Raw genomic sequence first — 16,946 nt, 5'->3', positions numbered from 1 at the left:
AATTGGATGCCTGTTTCTCAGTTAACGAAAACATTGGGATCATATATAGCGTAAAGTACAAACAGGACGTTATTACTTCGAGTTCAGGAAAAATCTTACATGGATGCGCAATCCTCCCTTTCCCCGGTTATTATGACGGTCGCACCGAATGGTGCGAGAAAAACGCAGCAGGACCACCCGATGCTGCCAATTTCCCCACCGGAATTGGCGGATGAGGCCGAGGCCTGCCTCAATGAAGGCGCCGCGATGATACATCTTCATGTACGCGATGATCAACAAGGGCACACTTTGGATGTCACAAAGTATCGGGAGGCCATCGCCGCCATTCGAGACAAGATCGGAGATGCCCTTGTGATCCAAGCGACAACAGAAGCGGTCGGGATAGATGCGCCGCAACAGCAGATGGATATGGTAATTGAGTTGAAGCCCGATGCTGCCTCTCTCGCGATCAAGGAATTGGTCCCCGATGGGCAAGAACAGCAAGCGAAGGAATTCTTTAATGAAATGCGCACGCTTAAAATCATGCCGCAATTCATCCCATACTCCCCGGAGGATATTCAAAGGTTTGAGGCATTGGAGTCTGAGGGGTATCATTTCATTTGAAAACCCCTTTCTGATTCTGGTGCTCGGTCGATACACCTCAAACCAGACGTCTCATCCGCATGACCTGATCCCCTTCCTGAACCACCTGAAGCCTGACAGAACTTGGGCTACTTGCGCGTTCGGACCGCTGGAACATGCGGCAGCAAGCGCCGCACTTGCGATGGGCGGGCATGTTAGGGTCGGATTTGAAAACAATATGTTTTTAAAAACCGGTGAGCGCGCAGGTCGGAATGCAGATCTTATCCGACAGGTCTGCGAAGTGGCCGAAGCAATAGGCCGCCCGGTAGCAACAGCAGAAGATGTAAGAAAATTATTTGCTGAATAGATCGAGCTCAAATTCAACCCTTAATGGCCAACACCCTTTCTGGCACCTTCGAGTATTAGCGATGAGGTTACGCAACGGCTTGTAAATCAGAATTCTTTATTATACCATAAAATTGGAATGTATTGTTGCAGGCCTATTAAAAAACAAACTGATGCTAATTTCAGTGAACAGGTCGATGCGATAATGCTTATTCCCGATAAAAGATAGTTGCGGCAAGATAACAATAATTTGACTGTTTTAACAGGGCAGTACAAACGCACAACGGGAGAAATATCATGACAAAAGAAACGAATGTAATCAGTCGGCGCGGCGCATTGGCAGGCGGTGCAGCTGCACTCGCTGCTCCAGCCTTCATCGGCAAAGCAGCAGCAGCCGAGAAGGTCACATGGAAGGTGCAGTCGCATTGGCCAAAGGCATCCTCTTCCTATGGCGACAGCCTCGCCTTAATCGCAAAAGAACTTAAAGAAAACACCGATGGGCAGTTTGAACTGCAGCTCTTTGGTGCAGGTGAATTTGCAAAAGGCGGTGAAATCTTCAACATCGTCCGTAAAGGAGTGGTTGAAATGGGCACAATCTCTCCCGGCTATATCCTGGGTGAAGCCCCGACAGCAGGTATTGCTCTTGGTGTTCCGGGCACTTTCCGTGAGCCATGGGAGTTTGCTCATTTCCTCAAGAACATGGGTTTCGAGGATCTGTTCAACGAAGACCTCGCGGTTCATGGCGTCGTAAGCCGCGCCGAAAAAGTCTATCCGACGGAGCTGGTTGTTTCAAAAGAGATCAATTCCATTGATGACTTCTCAACACTGAAACTGCGTTCTTCCGGTAGCTACCAGAAATTCCTGGAAGCCGCGGGTGCGTCAACGCAATATGTTGCCGGCCCTGAACTGTATTCGAGCCTGGCCAGCGGGGTTGTTGACGGCGCACATTGGGGCGCTGCACAGGGCGCTATGTCCATGAGCCTCTGGGAAGTTGCCAAATTCCATATGAAGCCAACTCTAGGTCTAGCGGTTGACACCTTGATCATGAATCAACAGGCAATTGATAACCTGTCACCGGAACTCCGCAAAGAGTTCTTCACACTTCTCGACATGCGTTTCTGGAAACGCACAACCGAGTATCAGTATAAAGAGAAGCTTGCCCTGTCAAAAGGCTTCGCAGAGCAGAATATAACAGTTGCTCAGTTCCCGGCTGATGTTCAGAAGAAATTCGCTGAGGCATCAGCGGCAATTCTGGCTGAAGAAGGTGCCAAGGGCGGAAACGCGACAAAAGCAAGCGAAATGCTTACCAGTTTCCTCAAGGGCATGGGCTACGTATAAGGCCCATTTTATCTGTCAAAAATTTGGCACAAGCTAACTTAATCTCATCCGCAATTCGTTGCAAATGCAGCAGCGGGTTGCGGTGAGACGACGGTAAACTTGACCTTTTTTGGGATTGATTGGGCTTGTTAGTGAACACTAGCAAGTCGCTTTAGTCAATTTTTACGGGAGAATATCATGGCTGCCTTAACAGCTTTTGCTCGCGCAGTAACGAATACAAACGCCAAGATCGGTCGGCTCGCAAGTTATGCCGTTCTCATTTTGTTTGTATTGCTGCTCAGCGACGTAATTATGCGTTATATAACGCAAAGTCCAATATCTTGGTCCGCGTTAGCATCAAAAATTGTGTTCGGTATATACGCAATTATCGGCGGCGGTTATCTGCTCGCCAGGCGCGATCACGTCAATGTCGACCTTTTCTATGGCAACTTCACAAAAAAGCAGAAAGCGCTGACTGACATCGCAACGTCCTTCCTGTTTTTCCTTTTCCTCGGCGTCCTGCTTACTGAGGCCTATTCGATGGCATCTGATAGCATCGCCCGCCTTGAAGTCAGTTATGAAACCACTTGGCGACCGGCTATATGGCCATCGAAATCGATGATTTTCGTCGCTGCATTCCTGCTGCTGTTACAAGGAATTGTAAAGCTGATAGCTGACATCATGATCCTTTGCGGCATCGAAGTTGATGAAACCGCCTTTGGTCCGATACAGGATGATGAGCATGACGAAAAGGAAACTGTTTAATGTATGATCTCCTAAGTATTGAGGTTCTTACCCTCCTCTTTTTCGGCCTCTTGTTCCTGTTTATCATGCTCGGAGTGCCGCTCGCTTTCGTCCTTGGTGGGCTGTCGATTATCTTTCTTTATTTCGAACAGGGCCCGATTGCCTTTTATCTGATCGCTTCGAAAATGTGGGATTTGATGGAGACATCCTCACTCATTGCGATACCGCTCTATGTTTTCATGGCCATGCTGCTGGAACGAAGCGGTGTCGCGCATGACCTTTACCGAATGATGCATTTATGGTGGGGGGGGGTGAAAGGCGGCCTCGCCATCGGTACTGTCGGTATTTGTACAATCTTCGCGGCCATGTCGGGAATATCCGGCGCGGCTGTTGTGACAATGGGGACGATCGCCCTGCCGCAAATGCTCGACAGAGGCTACGATAAACGTCTTGCCCTTGGCGCCATCAACGCCGGTGGCGGTTGGGGCATATTGATCCCGCCGTCGATCCTTATGGTTCTTTATGCGCTTATTACCGAAGTCTCGGTTGGCAAATTGTTCGCTGCCGGTGTGTTCCCGGGCTTGCTTCTTTTTGCTCTGGTATCCATCTATATCGGGGTCAGATGCTGGTTCCAGCCTCATTTAGGGCCATCTCTACCAAAAGAAGAACGAGCAGATTGGGGAGAAAAGCTGCGCGCGTTGCGTTCGGTTTTCCTGCCGATTTTCATCATCTTCATCGTTCTTGGCGCAATATTTGGTGGCTATGCTACCGTGACGGAGGCCGCCGCAGTTGGGGTCTTTGGTGCATTGGTTGCCAGCGCGATAAACCGTAAACTGACATGGAAGGTAATTTCGGAATCCTCGCTTCGGACTTTCCGTCTCACGACAATCATTACCTGGATCGTGTTTGCGGCACATGCCTATTCCATGGCCTATACCGCAATGGGTGCCGAAGAATTCATTACCCATATGACTCAACAAATTCCCGGTGGGAAATGGGGTGCTCTCGCCTTCATGATGTTTGTTCTGTTCCTACTCGGAATGGTGCTGGATCCTGTCGGTATTATGCTGATTACCCTGCCCGTCTTCCTGCCACTGGTCGCAAGCCACGGGTTTGATCCGGTTTGGTTTGGCATCCTGTTCGTAGTGATGATGGAAATCAGCTATATGACGCCACCGTTCGGGTTCAACTTGTTCTACTTAAGATCCGTTGCCCCTCCAGATGTAACAATGAAGGATATCTACTGGTCGGTTGGCCCCTATACTCTTGTCGAATTGACCGGACTGTTCTTGATTGTCCTATTCCCGGCAATTGCGTTGTGGCTACCGAACTACCTGTTCCAGTAAGACCTGGATCTGACTCTAAAGGTTGAAAAACACCCCGTTGCGCAAACGTTATTCCGCGCAGCGGGGTTTTTCTTTGGCTCATGTATGGAACTGTAATAGATGATTATCTATAAATTGTTCGTGCTGAAGGTGTCACATTTACGGACGTCGCCATTTTCAAACCCGGTCATAAACCACTTCACACGCTGCTTTGACGACCCGTGCGTAAAGGAATCCGGCACGACCCGGCCGCTGGACTGCTTCTGCAGCCGATCATCACCGATCGCCGTGGCCGCATTAAGGGCTTCCTCTATATCTCCTGCCTCCAGAAGATTACGTGAACGATCAGCATTATATGCCCAAATTCCGGCAAAGCAGTCGGCCTGCAACTCAAGGCGAACTGATAGTTTATTGCCTTCAACCTTACCTACTTGGCCTCTTTGCTCGTGAACTTTCTGGGAGATGCCGAGCAATGTCTGAACATGATGTCCTACTTCATGCGCAATCACATAGGCTTGCGCAAAGTCACCCGGAGCGCCAAACCGATCATGCAATTCCTGAAAAAAAGCCAGATCGAGGTAAACTTTCTGGTCTCCTGGGCAATAAAACGGGCCCATAGCAGATTGTGCGAAACCGCACGCGGACTGCACGGCATCGGAAAAGAGGACCAGCGCCGGCTCCTGATAGCGCCGATCTGCGCTTTCGAATAATGCGTGCCAGGTATCTTCCGTATCTGCCAATACGACAGAGACAAACTTGCTGAGTTCATCATCAGCCCCGGAACGGCTTATTTTCGGTTGAGGCTGCGACTGCATTCCGCCAGATTGTATGCCCCCCTGCAGCAGGGCCGTTGGATCGATACCAAGAAAGAGTGAGATGCCAACGACGACAAGAATACCGACAATGCCGAGTTTGCCGCCACGACCTCTTGGTAGCCGTATTGGCATTCCCCGGCCCCGACCGAGGCCTCCAGTACTTGTCTGTCCACGCCTATCTTCGATATTGTCGCTACGCCGTCTGCCCCGCCACCGCATGACATCACCCTTCGTTATTCACATACACCGTCCATAATCATGTCATGGACGGGCGGAATTGTCATCTGGATCGATAGAAGGTTCTCGCCGGCGCGAAGAAAATCACACTTTATATCCGAGCACGGTTGGCAGCCATAGCGCGATCGATGGAAAAGCGATAACCAACCCGACGGAACCGATCATCGCGACAATAGGCCAAAATACCCACCGCATCGTCGCCTCAATCGGTACGTTGGCGATCTTCGCCGTTACCATCAAATTAACGGCAACCGGTGGTGTAAATTGGCCAATCGCAACGTTCATGGCCATCAAAACGCCAAACCATACCTGGTTCCACCCGAGTGTCGCCATAATCGGCATAAGCAATGGCAGGGCGATCAAATAGATCGACACCCCATCGAGAACCATTCCGGCAAGCAAGATAATTGCCATCACCAAGATGAGAACAACCATCGGTGAATCCGAGATTGACAGTATATGGCTCGCCGCCGCGTCGAAGGTACCAAGGATAGACCCGGCAAAAGCAAATATTCCGGCGAGCGAAATAATGATCATCACAACCGCAGAAATCTGTGCGGCTTCGGCAAGGACATTGTAAATGTCCCGCATATTCATGGAACGGTGCAGGAATAGACCGACGATCAAACCGTAAAAGACTGCGACTGCAGCGGCCTCCGTCGGGGTAAATAATCCGCTCCTCAGCCCCCCCAGGATAATGACTGGCGCAAATAGACCCGGCAATGCCCGAACGAAGCTCTTTCCAAGCGGTGGACGTCCAGAATCGATAGCGCCAAACCCTTTTCGGCGACTAATGATAAGTGCCGGTATCGCAACGGCCAATCCTGCGAGTAGCCCCGGAAACAGTCCGGCGGCGAATAAGGCCCGCAAATCGACACCCGGCACCATGATCGAGTAAACGATCAGTGCGATGGACGGCGGAATCAGGATAGCAGTGGAGGCAGACGCGGCAATGATGCTTGCAGAAAACGCGCGTGGGTATCCTTCCTTCAACATGCTAGGGATCATGACGGTTGCGACCGCGGCTGCATCCGCGGGCCCTGATCCGGACATACCGCCCATAATAAGACAAACCAGAATAGCAACTAGCGCGAGGCCGCCGCGCCTTGGCCCGACAATCGCCCGTGATAATTCGACCAGTCTCTCCGCTACACCCGATCTCTCGAAAATCATGCCCGTCAGAATAAACAGCGGGATGGCGATCAAGGGGTATTTGGCGATACTGGCGTAGGTAATGGTGCTCATATTCGCGACGGCATCCATATCGAGGCCAAAGAATATGGCAATGACACCGGACAGTCCAAGCGCTACTGAAATCGGTGCCCCGGATATTAGAATGAGGAAAAATGATCCGAGGAGAATGACATGTGCGCTCATGTCTTATTCCTTAGTTCATTCCATTGCACCTGAAAAATGCGGAAAAGAACCGCAATCGAAAGCAATGGGAGCCACATGGTATAAATCCATGTGGGATAACCAAGCGCCGGGGATGTTTCTTCAAATAGATACTCATCAATAGCCAGATCCGAACCGTAATAGGCGAGCAGAGCGAACATGCCTGCGGATGAGATGAAGGCAACAGAATTGAGCAAGAATTTACCGCCGGGGCCTGCCCGGTTCACAAGAATGCTGATACAGATATGGCCCTTATTGGTATAGGCCAACCCCGCTCCTACGAAGGTAACAATCACCAGAAGGAAAACCGAATATTCCTCCGTGAAAGCAAAAGAGACATTCGTTGCATATCGAACAACAACATTCAGGATACTGATGAGACAAATCAATCCCATCGCAAGGGCACCAACCGCCTCCTCTATTCGAAACGGATGTTTTTCTTGCAGATTGTCGTCTGTTTCTTCGGCGTTTTCTTGTTCCATGAACTCATACTTACCTTATAGAAGCCGGAGGGCCACTTTCCGCAACTGCGGTGTCTCTCCCTCCGGCTCACCATATTTAATAAAGCGAATTAGCGGTTAGCAACGCTTTCTTCCGCTTTCTTCACCAGATCCGGACCGACAATCTCCGTCCATTTCTCATACACGCCACGGCTCGCATCGACAAATTGTTGCCGTTCTTCATCCGTGAGATGCGTCACTGTCACACCAAGACCTTCAATCGACTTATAAAGAGAGTCATCGCCTTCGGTCAGGCCTGTACGCGCCACTTCGATGCCATACGCACCAGCATCAATCGCTGCTTGACGAAGGATTTCCTGATCTTCAGGAGTAAAATCTTTCCACACTCTGTGGCTAACCGCAAAGATCAGCGGGTCCGCAACATATCCCCAAGTCGTGACATATTTCTGGCCGACAAGGTGCATTTTGGCGATGGTAAAGATCGTCAGCGGATTTTCCTGACCATCGACCGCACCGGTTGTCAGAGCCGGCTTTGCATCCGCCCAGCTCATCTGCGCCGGGTTTGCACCGAAAGCCGTGAATGTGTCATTAAAGAGCGGAGAACCGACCACGCGGATTTTCATGCCTTCCAGATCAGCTGGCGTCCGAACAACCCTTTTGGAGTTAGTCAGTTCCCGAAATCCGTTTTCAGCCCATGCCAGAGGCTCAACACCTTTGGAGCGAACAATCTCAAAAATTTCCTCACCAACGGGACCGCCGGTCAGAGCATCCATCGCCTTGTAATCAGGGATCAGGAACGGCAATGCGAAGATATTCATTTCCGGAATTTGTGGCGACCAGTTAATGGTGGAGCTGACAGACATGTCAATTGCACCCTTACGTACCGCGGTAAATTCCTTGGTCTGCTCACCGGCCACTAGCTGTGTGCCGGGATAAGCTTTCATATTAATCCGGCCGTCAGAACGCTCCCGCACAAGCTCAATCCATTTGTCAGCAGCTAGCCCCCATGGAAATGGCGCAGGTACTACTGTTGAGACCTTATATTCTGACTTATAATCGGCCGCATATGACGGCGAAATACTGGCAACGCCGATTAAGGCGGACGCAAGCAAAGCATACAGTTTCATTGTCTTTTCCTTCCCTATTATGATAAACCGCGCATTATGCCACGCGGTCTCCCTTTTTGACCTGAACGGTCCTGTTATCCACCGCAGGAAGCATTCTTGCGGGGTCTCTCGTGACGACGACATCGACTACACTTGGGCGATCTTTTTCCGCAAATGCGCTGAGCAATGCGGCTTCCAACTGATCCGGGCTTTCGACGCGGACTCCGTGACATCCCATAGCATTCGCGACATTGGCATAGTTGGTTTCCGACAATTCCGAAGACTGGTAGTTGCCATCCCCATACATCAGATGCTGCAGAGCCTTAACATATCCTGACGCGGCATTATTAACGACAATAATGGTCACACCAAGGTTCATTCTACGGGCTGTTTCAAGCTCACCCAGAACCATATTAAAGCCGCCATCGCCGGTAATCCCGACAACGATTGCCTCTGGCTCGGCCAGCTGTACGCCCATCGATCCCGGCAAACCGTATCCGATTGAGGCAAATCCCCGATCCGGAACAAATGCCCGGCCTGCCTTTTTAGTATCGAAAAGCAATCCACCCCAATGTGCGGCAAACCCGCCGTCGGCAATAAGATAACCATCTGCTGGCAGCAGTTTATTGATTTCAGTGATCAGCCGCGCCATATGAACCGGCGTTTCATCTGAATTAAGACGCTCCGACACATCATCCCGCCAGGCAGCCATTTTCTCGGGGATTTCCGCAATATAGTCTTCGCGCATTTGACGCTGTTCACCGGCGCCGTTTTCCAGCAGGTCGTATAGATCTTTCAACCCGGACTTAGCATCGCCCCAAAGTTTCAATGCTGGTTCATACGTCCGCCCCATTTCCTCGGCAACGATATCGAGATGAATAACCGGCCCATTGGCCTCCGGGATCGTGTATCGCTTAGTGGCAATTTCACCTAGCTTACACCCGACCACCAGCAGACAATCACTTTCGGCTATCAGGTCATTTGCAATACGATCGTAACGACCAAAAAGACCCGCACTCAGCGGATTTGAACAGGCAATTGACCCTTTACCCGTAAGCGTATGGGCGACAGGGATACTGCAAGCCTCCGCCAATCGTGTAACTTCCTCTTGCGCGCCGGAAATATGGATACCGCCGCCGCAGAGTATCATGGGTCGCTTCGCCGTTGCAATCATAGCCGCGGCTTTTGCTGCCATCTCTGCATCCGGACGGCAGCGAAGTGCTGGCATCATGGAATGAGCGCCATCAACCTCAAACTCTTCCGGCTCGAAATTATAAGTCCCATGGGCAACGTCTTCGGGCACATTTACAACGACAGGACCGGGCCGGCCTGATGTGGCAACGGCAAAGGCACGGCGCATGATTTCCGGAATACGGTGAATTGCCTCGATTTTAAGGAGTTCCTTGCAGGCAGGACGAAGAATGGACACCTGATCGGTTTCCTGCGTCATGTTTTTGCCCGCATGATCGCGATGCGCGTCACCGATAATGGCTACCATCGGAGAACCCGCGTTCAAGGCCTCCACCAGACCGGTTACAAGGTTTGTTGCCCCCGGCCCCAGTGTTGCATCCACTAAACCAACTCGGTTCGATACCTTTGCATAGGCATCAGCCGCGAATACCGCGCAACGTTCATCGTTGATCAGATTGTGGTTAAGCCCCAAGCGTCTCGCCGCGTCATAGAATGGCAGAAGCTGAAAGCCTCCCATACCAAACATAGGACCGGCTTTATGTGCGAGCAGCATACGAACCAGCGCTTCACCGCCTGTCATTTCATTTTTAATCATTAACTTGCCTTTTTCAGAGTTTCTTGCGCCGCCGTGACCATCATTTCCGAGGTAACACGCAGCATATCTTCGAGATTTGGCGCATAGGACACCAGTGACCGTGGCGCGCCGAGGCGGCGTACCGGTCCTTTTAATGTATGGCCAGCCTTTTCGGCGACCGTCGCAACGATTTCCGCCCCAAAGCCACCGACGGCAACCGATTCATGCGCAACGACCAGATGACCGGTCTTGGCGACGCTTTTGAGCACGGCTTCCTTGTCCCAAGGCCACAGGCTGCGAAGGTCAATAACTTCCGCGCTGACGCCTTGACCGGAGAGCGCGTTAGCGGCTTCAACAGCAAGGTTCGCCGTATTCGACCAGCTGACGATGGTCACATCCGTTCCTTCGCGCCGTATCTCGGCCTTTCCAAATTCGTATTTCTTAGAGAAATCAACCTCGCCCTCTATATCCCAAATGCCCTTATGTTCCAGATACACAACCGGATCATCGCAGGCGATGGCCGCCATCAACATGGAATAATTATCCTGAGGCGTTCCAGGACAGACAACGACAAGGCCTGGAATATGTGCGTACCAGCTCTCAAGGGATTGGGAATGCTGGGCCGCAGATGAACGCCAGAGGCCCATTGGCTTCCGAATGACCATCGGCGCCCGCGACTGTCCGCCAAACATAAACCGAGCCTTTGCGATCTGATTGACCAACTCGTCCGTCGCGCATAGCGCAAAATCTGAGAACCGCATCTCGACGATTGGGCGTGTGCCAATCATCGCGGCACCGAAAGCAGCACCCATAATTGCCGCTTCAGAAATCGGCGCATCGGAGATCCGCGCGTCGCCGAATTCTTCCCGAAGGCCTTTATACTGGCCAAACACGCCGCCTCGGCCCAAATCTTCACCGACACACCAGACGGTCGAGTCATCCCGCATGGAGTGCTGGATAGCGGCTAGGCTTGCATCTCTATAAGTTAGTTTCGGCATCAGTAAGCCTCCACTGCAGGGCTACCGATATCCTGGACATCTTTAAACGCAGTTTCATTTGTCGGGAAAGGCGTTTCGGCCGCTTCTTTAAGTACGTCTATCATTTCTTTCTGAGCATTTTCATGTAAAGACTGAATATCGGCTTCCGACATGCCCGCCGCCTCAAGAACTGCACGTTGGCGCTTTATCGGATCGCTTCTTTTTTCTTCTTCCGCCGCTTCATTTGCCGGTCGATAGGTTGCCGGGTCGAAGGATGTGTGACCGGTACGGCGATATGTTTTTGCATGTAGAAATTCTGGCGGACCGCCCGCACGCAACCGCGAAGCTATATCCGCTGCCGTATCGGCAATCAATTCCACATCATTACCGTCAACAGTTGTTGAGCGCATTCCCAACGACGTTGCACGCGCGGCTGCGCCATCGCCTGCCGTCATAGAAGATGTTTTGGTCGTTGCGGAATATTGGTTATCCTCACAAACGAAAAGTATGGGTAACTTGAAAACGACGGCCCAGTTCATTCCTTCAAGGAACGGCCCGCGGTTTATTGCGCCATCGCCGAAAATATCGACGACAATTCTGTCATCACCCAGCAGCTTGATGGCATGGGCCGCACCCGCCGCAATCGTGATGTTTGCCCCCACGACACCATTCGCACCCAGCATTCCTACGTCAAAATCCGCAATATGCATTGAACCGCCCTTGCCGCCACAGCAACCACCTTCCCGGCCGAGCAATTCACGCATCATCGCGAGAGAACTCGCGCCCTTTGCCAGCGTGTGCCCATGGCCGCGATGCGTTGAAAGCAAAATGTCTTCCGTCGTAAGATTGTACATTATACCGGCGGCGACAGCCTCCTGGCCGATAGACGGATGAATGGCGCCAAGCACAAGCTGATCTCTCTCAGCTGCCAAACAGGCCTGCTCCTCAAACGCGCGAATACGCTCCATCATCTCGAGCAGGGATCGTCCGCGCTCAAAATTGTGACCGGCAAAAGTCATTTATTTTGTTCCTTTTCCAATGCATTAAACCGGCCGGCGAGCCGACGGGCCTCTCTTTTTAATCCCGGCAGGATAAGATCATTAATCCGCGACGCTTCCATCCGCTCGTTAATCGCGCCAATGGCAAGCGCTGCGACTAGCCGACCGCTTGCTGTCATAACCGGTACAGCAATCGCACTCATCCCGTTGACTACCCCGCCCCGGTTGCGGGCGTAGCCATTCTCTTTAAAAAAAGTATACTCTACCGTCAGGTTTTCGTCGGTAACACCATAGTCGGCAAGCCAGCTCTTGTTGACACGGCACACCGCCGCCCTCTGTTCGTCCGACAACGAGCAATATAGCGCGAGAGATCCGGCGCCGACGCCCAAAGGCCTGCGATCCCCTTTATCCAGCGTAAGGGTACGAATGGGAAAGGCCCCAACTTTTCTGTTTACACAAATTGAAACGGCCCCTTCCGGAACCGAGAGAAAAACAGTGTCTTCCGACATTTCCGCCAATCTGTTCATTCCGCGTTCAGCAAGGGCACTGACATTGATACGTTCAGAATTTCTGGACAGTTCGGCGAGCTTCGATCCCAACCGATAGATTCTAGTGGCCGGATCCTGAAATACGTAATCAATCTCGCGCAGAGCCGCCAACACCCGAAACGTGGTTGTCTTTGAAAACTTCGATTGCGCAACGATTTCCGTAAGATCCGCGCCGTCATGCGCAAGCGACAGCACTTCCAAAACCCGTGCCGCGCGCGCGATCGAACCCTTAGGTGCCGACAGACTTGTCATTATTCTCCCTTGCTAATTCCGTTTATCGGAATTTTTTGTTGCGTAATTTGAAACTTATTGATGCCAAGAGTCAAGCCGGGTAAGGTTAAAAAATGACAAAACAACCAATTTTACTCGATTCAATAACCGACGCGAATGAAGAACACCGGGGCCAGATTGTCGTTTCGGGCTCACACGGCGGAATCTACCCAGCTGCGGTCGCATCAGCGGCGGGCATTCGTGCTGTTCTGTTTAATGACGCAGGCATCGGCCTTGATAAGGCCGGCGTTGCTGGCGTTCTTGCGCTGGCGAAAGCCGGTATGGCTGCCGCGTCCATCGATTGCCGAAGCTGCTTGATAGGATCGGCTGAAGATGCCTTCAAACGAGGGGTCGTCACTATTGTAAATCCCATTGCGGCCCAATGTGGCCTGAAGGTCGGCATGCCCGTGGACGAGGCAGTGCGTGCACTTGAAAATGCACCGCAACCGCATGGTCTTCTGCCTGAAGTGGAAGAATCAAGGAATGAACTTAGATTAGATGAAAATGGGCTGGCTATATTATTAGTGGATTCTGCTTCCCTTGTGATCCCGAAAGATGAAAACAAGGTAATAATTACAGGGTCTCATGGGTGTCTTATTGGTGGAAATCCAACCAGAGCACTTAAAGCCGCCGCTCGCATTGCTGTTTTTAATGACGCAGGCGTACTTTCTGATGACATAACAATTTCACGATTACCGGCTCTGGATGAACGAGAGGTGGCTGCGGTCACTGTTTCCCACGAAACGGCACGGATCGGCGATGCCCACTCTGCCCTTGAAACCGGCGTTATATCAAAAGCAAATGAAAGAGCACGGAACGCTGGTGCAAAGGTTGGCAAAAGCCTGAAGGCTTGGCTAACCGGTCTATGACATCACGCCAATTCCGACTATCTCGCCTAAACATGCCCGAATTTAGCGAGCGATCCGAATTTTTTGGAGCGGTCCCTAGCTAAGGTTATTCAAGCATGTTTCGGTAAACTCATTTGCTAAAGACCGCGCCCGCATACTATGATGGCGCAAAATAATAATAACGGTACAATTCTTATGTCCACCATTCGTGCCTTACGGCCAGTTCTCCCGATCCTGATCGCCGCGGCAGTGATGTTAAGCTTGAGTTTCGGCCTGCGACAAAGTCTCGGCCTATTCATGCCATCACTTACGCAGGATATCGCGGTTACCATAACGGATTTTACCTTCGCAATTGCTATGCAGAATCTGGTCTGGGGTATTTGTCAGCCCTTTGCCGGCATGTTTGCTGATCGATGGGGGTTTAGGCCCGTCATGGTTAGTGGTGCGATATCTTATGCTATTGGAATGATTTTCCTCGCCAATGCAAGCGGAACAATAATGGTGATTATCGGCGCAGGCATCTTCGTTGGCATTGCCATGGCCTGCGCTTCTTTCGCAATGACGCTGTCCCTCACATCACGGCTGGTTCCCGCTTCAGTGCGCAGTACGGCGCTCGGCATGATGTCGGCCGCCGGATCCGTGGGCGCTATGTTCACGGCACCTCTCGGTCAGCTTCTTGAATCGCTTTATGACTGGCGTGTCGGCCTGATCGGATTCACCGTCGTGGCCTTGATAATAATTCCCGCGGCCTGGATCGCCGGGCGTGTCGATAAGGAAGCGCCGCTGGAACTCTCTGCCAACAGTTCTGACAAACTACCCGCCGGTGCCGCCATAGCGGTGGCCTTTCGTCATGCACCATTTCTGGTAATGGCAATTGCCTATTTTGTATGTGGCATGCAACTCGTTTTCCTGACAACGCATCTGCCGTCCTATCTCGCTATCTGCGGGCTAGATCCAATGCTGGGTGCCTCCGCGCTTGGCATCATCGGCGGATTTAATGTCATCGGCAGCCTGTTCTTTGGCTGGGCTGGCGGCCGCTGGTCGAAGCAAGTTTTACTTGGCATAATCTATGTCTCGCGGTCATTTGTTCTTGCCGCGTATTTCATTCTTCCACCCACCCCAACAACAACGATACTGTTTGCCGCCGTTATGGGTTTCCTCTGGCTTGGCGTATCCCCACTGGTCGCCGGGTCCGTTGTAGACATGTTCGGCCTGCGTTGGCAGGCAATGATCCAGGGCTTCGCCTTTTTCATCCACCAGATTGGGAGTTTTGTCGGCGCCTTCGGTGGCGGATGGTTGTTTGATCTGCTCGGCTCCTATGATCTGGCGCTACAAATCGGCGTTGGGCTAGGGCTTTCAGCAGGCATAGGGCAAATTATGTTCGCCCTATATAGACCGCCTGAAAAACCGATGCCCGCGTAAGCATTTTTTAAAATGCGGTGCGCTGATTTATCGTCCTGAAAATTTCGCGGGGCGCTTCTCAAGAAAATGAGCAACTCCTTCCTTGAAATCCTCGCTCGCAAAACTCTTGATCATTTCCTCATTGCCAGTCGCGACAGCGTCGCTCAGACTTTGAAACTGGGCGTCATACACTTGGCGCTTCATTACCGCCATGGAACGCGGAGATACATTCTGCGCAAGATCCGCCGCATAGGCTTTGACAGCTGGCATCAAAGCGTCGGCATCATGAACCTGATTTACGAGACCAAGCTGCAGAGCTTCCTCCGCCGTCACTTTGCGTGACGACAACAAGAGATCTAGTGCCGCAGAGTGTCCAATCAGACGCGGAAGCATCCAGGAAATGCCATGCTCCGCGATCAGGCCGCGTTTTGCAAATGCGGTCATAAAGATTGCGTCCCGGCTAGCAAAGCGCATATCGCAATACAAAGACACAACCATTCCTAATCCAGCGGCGGGCCCATTAATGGCACCAATAATGGGTTTGCTGATAGACGGGAAGTAAGAATACTGCGTCTGGAAGTCTGATCGGACCGCTACGTTGTAGGCTTTAGTGCCATATACTGCCCCCGGCTCTCGTTTTTCTGATCCGTCTTCAATCCCGCTTAAAAGATCCATGTCGGCACCAGCACAAAAACCGCGACCTTCTCCAGTGAGAATAATAACTCGAACCGCGTCATCTTTATCCGCTGTTTCCATCGCATCACGTACTTCGCGCTCCATCGTTCGTGTCCAGGCATTCAGCTTGTCTGGGCGATTCAGGGTTACCGTCGAGATGCCGTCTTCTGTTTCAAATTTTATATGCTCATAGGTCATTACAATTCCCCTTTTTGTTATTTTTGGTTGATCCTAGCTTAATCCAAATCAAGGGAGGCGTCTTCAAGTCATTTTAAATCGGCTCCTCCGAAACAGACGATCATCGCAGAAAATGTTTGCGAAAATAAGGTGCTAATTATTTCTATGGAGGCAGATTTTTTATTTATTGCAGCAACGCATAGAGGTAGTTTCTAGAAAAAAGCTCATACGCCAATTAGCTCCAAAATCATCAGTATTTTTAACGTAATACCATCGAATTTTTCAGACTTTTTCTACGTCCCGAAGACAAACTATGCTTGATAATCTGGATTTTCGTATTTTGTATCGAATTCGCCTACTGAATAAGATTGCTCCCCATTTATATTAATTTAATCTATTATAGGTTTGGGGGACAATTGTATCGGCACGCATATGTTCTAGTTTCGGGGATTTGTCCTCCCGATATTTGGACGCAATAACATCCGCTTAGCTGATGTTCGCGAATAACGGTACTTTTACAGGAGGGGAAGTAAAGATGACTACTACACTGGTAATTGGTCTTGACGGCCATGAGTCGGGGGAACGTGTTCTTGACTATGGCAAGCGAATGGCGGGCCTGATCGGGGATTGTGAACTTCTGGTCGTCTATGTCGTTGAATGGTCTCCGTATTCATTCCAGACACCCGAGGAAAATGCGCAGCGCCACAAACGTCGTGAAGAAGAAATCTCCCTCGCAATGGCGCGAGTTGTCGATCCAGCACTGGCAAAGCTCAAAGAATCTGGCGTCAAGGGTCGGGGCGTCGTTCGCCATGGCCATGTCGCGGATATTCTGAACGCCATCGCCAAGGAAGAGAAAGCAGAACAAATAATTGTCGGTCGCGCCTCCAGTCAGGGTCTAGTTGATCGTTTGTTTGGAAGCTCAACATCTACACTGGTGATGAGTGCGCATGTACCTGTAACTGTGATCGGCTAAAGGGGGGA

17 protein-coding genes are annotated in these 16,946 nt (G+C 51.2%); 8 read left to right on the top strand and 9 right to left on the bottom strand.

What is annotated here, in order from left to right:
* Positions 1-99: 99 nt before the first annotated feature.
* From LKE13_RS18615 to LKE13_RS05565, 5 genes are all read left to right on the top strand, one after another.
* Positions 100-603, top strand: coding sequence for a 3-keto-5-aminohexanoate cleavage protein (locus LKE13_RS18615; RefSeq protein WP_265334808.1), 504 nt, complete (start codon positions 100-102; stop codon positions 601-603).
* Positions 566-928 carry a 3-keto-5-aminohexanoate cleavage protein gene (locus LKE13_RS18610; protein ID WP_265334807.1) on the top strand — a complete coding sequence of 121 codons (363 nt, stop codon included), beginning with the start codon at positions 566-568 and terminating at the stop codon, positions 926-928. The genes LKE13_RS18615 and LKE13_RS18610 overlap by 38 nt, the downstream gene beginning before the upstream one ends.
* Positions 929-1,203: 275 nt before the next feature.
* A complete protein-coding gene (dctP, locus tag LKE13_RS05575) occupies positions 1,204-2,244 on the top strand; it encodes a TRAP transporter substrate-binding protein DctP (protein WP_227949022.1) in 1,041 nt (346 codons plus the stop codon).
* Positions 2,245-2,421: 177 nt separating this feature from the next.
* Complete coding sequence (locus LKE13_RS05570) at positions 2,422-2,988, top strand: TRAP transporter small permease subunit (RefSeq protein WP_227949019.1); 567 nt, start codon at positions 2,422-2,424, stop codon at positions 2,986-2,988.
* The gene (locus LKE13_RS05565; protein WP_227949017.1) at positions 2,988-4,313 is read left to right on the top strand and encodes a TRAP transporter large permease; all 1,326 of its coding nucleotides are present in this window, start codon (positions 2,988-2,990) and stop codon (positions 4,311-4,313) included. The genes LKE13_RS05570 and LKE13_RS05565 overlap by 1 nt, the downstream gene beginning before the upstream one ends.
* Before the next feature lie 107 nt (positions 4,314-4,420).
* Here LKE13_RS05565 and LKE13_RS05560 read toward each other — a convergent pair whose 3' ends face one another.
* The 8 genes from LKE13_RS05560 to LKE13_RS05525 form a co-directional block, all read right to left on the bottom strand.
* Entirely contained in the window at positions 4,421-5,326 is a 906-nt protein-coding gene (locus LKE13_RS05560) for a neutral zinc metallopeptidase (protein WP_227949015.1), read from the bottom strand.
* Positions 5,327-5,428: 102 nt separating this feature from the next.
* On the bottom strand, positions 5,429-6,721 hold the full coding sequence (locus tag LKE13_RS05555) for a TRAP transporter large permease (protein ID WP_227949012.1): 1,293 nt from the start codon (positions 6,719-6,721) through the stop codon (positions 5,429-5,431).
* Positions 6,718-7,221, bottom strand: coding sequence for a TRAP transporter small permease (locus tag LKE13_RS05550; RefSeq protein ID WP_227949010.1), 504 nt, complete (start codon positions 7,219-7,221; stop codon positions 6,718-6,720). Before LKE13_RS05550 ends, LKE13_RS05555 begins: the two co-directional genes overlap by 4 nt.
* Positions 7,222-7,310: 89 nt before the next feature.
* A complete protein-coding gene (locus tag LKE13_RS05545) occupies positions 7,311-8,327 on the bottom strand; it encodes a DctP family TRAP transporter solute-binding subunit (RefSeq protein WP_227949008.1) in 1,017 nt (338 codons plus the stop codon).
* 34 nt (positions 8,328-8,361) lie between these two features.
* Positions 8,362-10,092 (bottom strand): thiamine pyrophosphate-binding protein, encoded by a 1,731-nt coding sequence (locus LKE13_RS05540; RefSeq protein WP_227949006.1) that lies wholly within the window; start codon positions 10,090-10,092, stop codon positions 8,362-8,364.
* Entirely contained in the window at positions 10,092-11,069 is a 978-nt protein-coding gene (locus tag LKE13_RS05535) for an alpha-ketoacid dehydrogenase subunit beta (protein ID WP_227949004.1), read from the bottom strand. The genes LKE13_RS05540 and LKE13_RS05535 overlap by 1 nt, the downstream gene beginning before the upstream one ends.
* A complete protein-coding gene (locus LKE13_RS05530; protein ID WP_227949002.1) occupies positions 11,069-12,067 on the bottom strand; it encodes a thiamine pyrophosphate-dependent dehydrogenase E1 component subunit alpha in 999 nt (332 codons plus the stop codon). The genes LKE13_RS05535 and LKE13_RS05530 overlap by 1 nt, the downstream gene beginning before the upstream one ends.
* Complete coding sequence (locus tag LKE13_RS05525) at positions 12,064-12,846, bottom strand: IclR family transcriptional regulator (RefSeq protein ID WP_227948999.1); 783 nt, start codon at positions 12,844-12,846, stop codon at positions 12,064-12,066. The genes LKE13_RS05530 and LKE13_RS05525 overlap by 4 nt, the downstream gene beginning before the upstream one ends.
* Positions 12,847-12,938: 92 nt before the next feature.
* Here LKE13_RS05525 and LKE13_RS05520 point away from each other — a divergent pair, with 92 nt between their 5' ends.
* Both LKE13_RS05520 and LKE13_RS05515 read left to right on the top strand, forming a co-directional pair.
* The gene (locus LKE13_RS05520; protein ID WP_227948997.1) at positions 12,939-13,733 is read left to right on the top strand and encodes a hypothetical protein; all 795 of its coding nucleotides are present in this window, start codon (positions 12,939-12,941) and stop codon (positions 13,731-13,733) included.
* A gap of 174 nt (positions 13,734-13,907) precedes the next feature.
* The gene (locus LKE13_RS05515) at positions 13,908-15,134 is read left to right on the top strand and encodes an MFS transporter (protein ID WP_227948996.1); all 1,227 of its coding nucleotides are present in this window, start codon (positions 13,908-13,910) and stop codon (positions 15,132-15,134) included.
* A gap of 27 nt (positions 15,135-15,161) precedes the next feature.
* Here LKE13_RS05515 and LKE13_RS05510 read toward each other — a convergent pair whose 3' ends face one another.
* Complete coding sequence (locus tag LKE13_RS05510; protein WP_227948994.1) at positions 15,162-15,986, bottom strand: enoyl-CoA hydratase; 825 nt, start codon at positions 15,984-15,986, stop codon at positions 15,162-15,164.
* Between the two features lie 514 nt (positions 15,987-16,500).
* Here LKE13_RS05510 and LKE13_RS05505 point away from each other — a divergent pair.
* On the top strand, positions 16,501-16,938 hold the full coding sequence (locus tag LKE13_RS05505) for a universal stress protein (RefSeq protein WP_227948992.1): 438 nt from the start codon (positions 16,501-16,503) through the stop codon (positions 16,936-16,938).
* The last annotated feature ends 8 nt before the right edge of the window (positions 16,939-16,946 follow it).

This window comes from Sneathiella sp. HT1-7, assembly GCF_020731145.1.
Lineage (GTDB): Bacteria > Pseudomonadota > Alphaproteobacteria > Sneathiellales > Sneathiellaceae > Sneathiella.
The sequence above is the reverse complement of the archived record's forward strand: the minus strand, read 5'-3'. Positions and strand labels throughout refer to the sequence as shown.